The sequence below is a fragment of the Roseiarcus sp. genome, assembly GCF_052145395.1.
Taxonomy (GTDB): Bacteria; Pseudomonadota; Alphaproteobacteria; order Rhizobiales; family Beijerinckiaceae; genus Roseiarcus.
This window is the reverse complement of sequence record NZ_JBKQOT010000048.1, coordinates 1-3,181: the sequence shown is the minus strand read 5'-3', so window position 1 is coordinate 3,181 and position 3,181 is coordinate 1. Positions and strand designations below refer to the sequence as shown.

Sequence of the window (3,181 nt, the reverse complement as noted above, 5' to 3'; positions counted from 1 at the left end):
GCCGGGCGCCGCTAACGATCACTGTCGACGCCATCTCCGGCGACGTCTTGGTCCCGGTCAGTCCCGACGTAGCGAGTGAGTTCTGCAAAAACCCCCGCACGATCAAGCGATGGATAGCCAGCGCAGGCCTCGGATTTCCGAGGCCTGTCCGGATCAACGGCCGCTTGTTCGTGAGCCGCAACGCGCTCGAGCAGTGGAAGCGCAGCCGGATCGAGGCGTCCCTCAATGGGGAGGCCGCATGAACCATGCGCTACCGTCATGCGATGGGGCCCGGCCGCTGTGAAGCACCCGGGCCCCGCGCGATTGATCAAGCTCGGCAGCAGATCGGTCGCGATGCTACCCTCGATAGAGCCAATTTTCAAGCAGCGCTTCTTTCCCGCCGCTCCGGAATCCAGACGCGTCTCGCCGCGATCGTCGCCGGGTTCGCCTTCGGGAGGCGTGCATGAGCGCCGCCATCGAACAGGCGCAGCGGCGCCGCGATTTCAACGCCGAGGCGCGAATCCAGGCCGCAGTCGTGGAATGGATCCGGACCGCGGCTCCTCATGTGCTGGTCTTCCATGTTCCGAACGGTGGCCTTCGGTCGAAAGCCGAGGCGGCTCGCCTCAAGTGGCAGGGCGCGCTTGCGGGCGTGCCAGACCTCGTCATCGTCGCCCCTGGCGGGAAGGCCTTCTTCATCGAGGTGAAGACGGAGGCCGGCCGGCTGTCCGCCGATCAGCGCACCGTGCATGACTGTCTGGTCGCCCTCGGCGCGCCGGCTGCGATCGTGCGCTCGATTGATGAGGCCCGACGGGCGTTCGCCGCCTGGGGGTTGGCGACGCGGGAGGGCGGCCGATGAACGCGCCCCCTGACGAACTCATCCGTGTCACCCTTGCAGGCGTCTGTTACTTCGCGTCCGAGGCGGCGCTGGATCTCGAGAACGGCGACCGGGCGGAGTTGTGCTCCCACCTGTCAAACCTCCGTCAATGCGTGATCCGGGCGCTCAAGGCGTACAAAGAACTGCCTGCGCCGCTGTGGCCGGACGCCGCGACGCGCGAGGCCTTCGGCCGCTCAGCCGCCGAGTGGCGCAATGAGCGCGAGGGAGCCGCATGAATGCCGCGCGCCCTGCCGGCTATCATCAATGGTCGAAAGACGAACAAGACAAATTCTACGCCGAGATTGCCGCAGCCGAAGGCTATGATCGCGGCGAAAGGCCGGTCAGACCACAAATCAAAGCCTCGCCATTTGTCTGGATCGAACCGGCCGCCATTCCACGACGACGTTGGATCTATGGCCGCCACTATGTTCGCAAGTTCATTTCAGAGACGGTTGCGCCCGGCGCTTACGGCAAGTCGACCCTCGAGATGGCGGAAGCCTTGGCCATTTGCACAGGACGGACGTTGCTCGGGATCACGCCCGACGAGCGTGTCAACGTCTGGTATTGGAACGGCGAAGACTCGATGGAAGAGTTGCAGCGGCGTATCATCGCGGCGGCCGTGCATTACGAAATTGATCCGACAGAAATTGAGGGTCGGCTGTTCGTCGACACCGGCCGAGAGGCGAAGATCATCATCGCCGAGCAAGGAAAGGCCGGCGCGCTCATCGCGCGGCCGCTCGTCGACGCCGTAATCGCGACTATCCAGACCAACGATATCGGATTGATGATTATCGACCCGTTCGTCGCTTCGCATCGCGTCGTCGAAAATGACAATCCCGCGATCGAGCTTGTCGCCGCGACCTGGGCGGAGATCGCGGACATTACGGGCTGCGCAATCGAGCTTGTACACCACGCGCGGAAGACTGGCGGCGCAGAAATCACCGTCGAAGACGGTCGTGGCGGCTCGGCGTTGCTCGCCAAGGTCCGATCGGCGCGGACCCTCAACGGAATGACCGAAGACGAGGCCGCGCGCGCCGGCGTCGACAATCGCCGCGCCTATTTCCGCGTTCAGAACGGCAAGGCGAACCTGTCCCCGCCCGCCGACGCGTCGGAATGGTATCGGCTGGAATCCTTCGACCTCGGCAACGCCGGCGACGGTCATCCTTCTGACAGCGTCGGCGTCGTCACCCGCTGGAAATGGCCAGACGCATTCGAGGGCGTGACTGCGTCCGATCTTCGTGCCGTTCAAGACGCTATCGCCGCCGACCGCTGGCGCGAAAACTCACAGGCCAAGGATTGGGCGGGTTATGCCGTCGCCACCGTCCTGAAGCTCGACGCGACGAATAAGGCGCACCGCGCGAAGGTCGCCGCCCTGCTCAAGACATGGATCGAGAACGGCATGTTCGTTGTCGTCGAAGGCTTGGACGCTGAGCGCAAGAAACGATCCTTCGTCGAAGTCGGGACGTCCGCCAATGACTGATTTTGCGCCACCTGTGTTTGACCCGCTTTTCGTGCGCCGCTCCACCCACCTCCCCCTAAAGGGGGAGGGTGGGAGGTGGAGCAACTCGACTGCGACACCTGCGCCACCTTGCGCCGCGCCACCTGCACAAGTGGCGCAACACGGAACGCCGGAGAGGATTTCGGATAAGGAAAGGGCTGCCCGACAAATCTTTCGCCTTTCCTCGCGGATGCTTCCTTCCGGTCTCGCGCTGGTCTCGCCGAGCCGAAGTCTATCGCTGGGCCGGAGCGTCTTCAGAGTAGAGCGCTCCTTGCTGCGTGGCGCTGTACTTTTATTCACTGTGGCGGCGTGATGAAATTTCATCAATGCATCCGCCGCGTGACGGGGGGCGTGACGAGCGCGATTCGGCGCAGCGCCTGATATGTGATCAGCGGCTAGGCGACATTTTGGCTAATAATTTCAATGTGTCCCGCTTTGTCATGTTGTCCGGGTAACGACAGGGGAACATAATCACCTCATGAACAGCGTTTCATCCCCTGCCAATGGAGGCTTGATCAAGCCCTATTGCAAAGCCATCACGCGAGGTTCGCTCGGGTCGGACCTTGATGGCCGCTCGCGCGAAGGCAAATTCGTGCGCCGGATCGAGGCCGAACTTGTCGATCAACTCGGCGGCAATTTCTCTACGTCACTTTCGCGTGTGTTCTAAGCGTCGGCTTCTGGGCGAAACCACTCATCACCAACGCGACCGTCAGCCTCAAGAAAGCTGAAGCTCCGTCTGCCCCTGAGCACGTTTAGCAGGACATAAATAATGACTAATGTCGTGAGTGAAGTCGCCAAGAAAAAGTGCCTCTCTCTTGGCCGCCGATCTC

Annotated in this window: 4 protein-coding genes; all 4 read left to right on the top strand. The window is 62.5% G+C overall.

The window, feature by feature from the left end; genetic code table 11:
• Window positions 1–242: helix-turn-helix transcriptional regulator (locus tag ACLP25_RS01705; protein ID WP_442467521.1), on the top strand; the 242-nt coding region annotated here is incomplete at its 5' end.
• 200 nt (window positions 243–442) lie between these two features.
• A complete protein-coding gene (locus tag ACLP25_RS01700) occupies window positions 443–835 on the top strand; it encodes a VRR-NUC domain-containing protein (protein ID WP_442467520.1) in 393 nt (130 codons plus the stop codon).
• The gene (locus ACLP25_RS01695; RefSeq protein ID WP_442467519.1) at window positions 832–1,089 is read left to right on the top strand and encodes a hypothetical protein; all 258 of its coding nucleotides are present in this window, start codon (window positions 832–834) and stop codon (window positions 1,087–1,089) included. Before ACLP25_RS01700 ends, ACLP25_RS01695 begins: the two co-directional genes overlap by 4 nt.
• Window positions 1,086–2,333: an AAA family ATPase gene (locus tag ACLP25_RS01690; RefSeq protein WP_442467518.1), complete on the top strand. Its 1,248-nt coding sequence runs from the start codon at window positions 1,086–1,088 to the stop codon at window positions 2,331–2,333. Before ACLP25_RS01695 ends, ACLP25_RS01690 begins: the two co-directional genes overlap by 4 nt.
• Window positions 2,334–3,181 lie beyond the last annotated feature (848 nt).

What these genes read in the sequence shown, in the direction of transcription:
- ACLP25_RS01695 (WP_442467519.1), top strand. Translation starts at nt 832, where the DNA reads ATGAACGCGCCCCCTGACGAACTCATCCGTGTCACCCTTGCAGGCGTC.
- ACLP25_RS01690 (WP_442467518.1), top strand. Translation starts at nt 1,086, where the DNA reads ATGAATGCCGCGCGCCCTGCCGGCTATCATCAATGGTCGAAAGACGAA.
- ACLP25_RS01700 (WP_442467520.1), top strand. Translation starts at nt 443, where the DNA reads ATGAGCGCCGCCATCGAACAGGCGCAGCGGCGCCGCGATTTCAACGCC.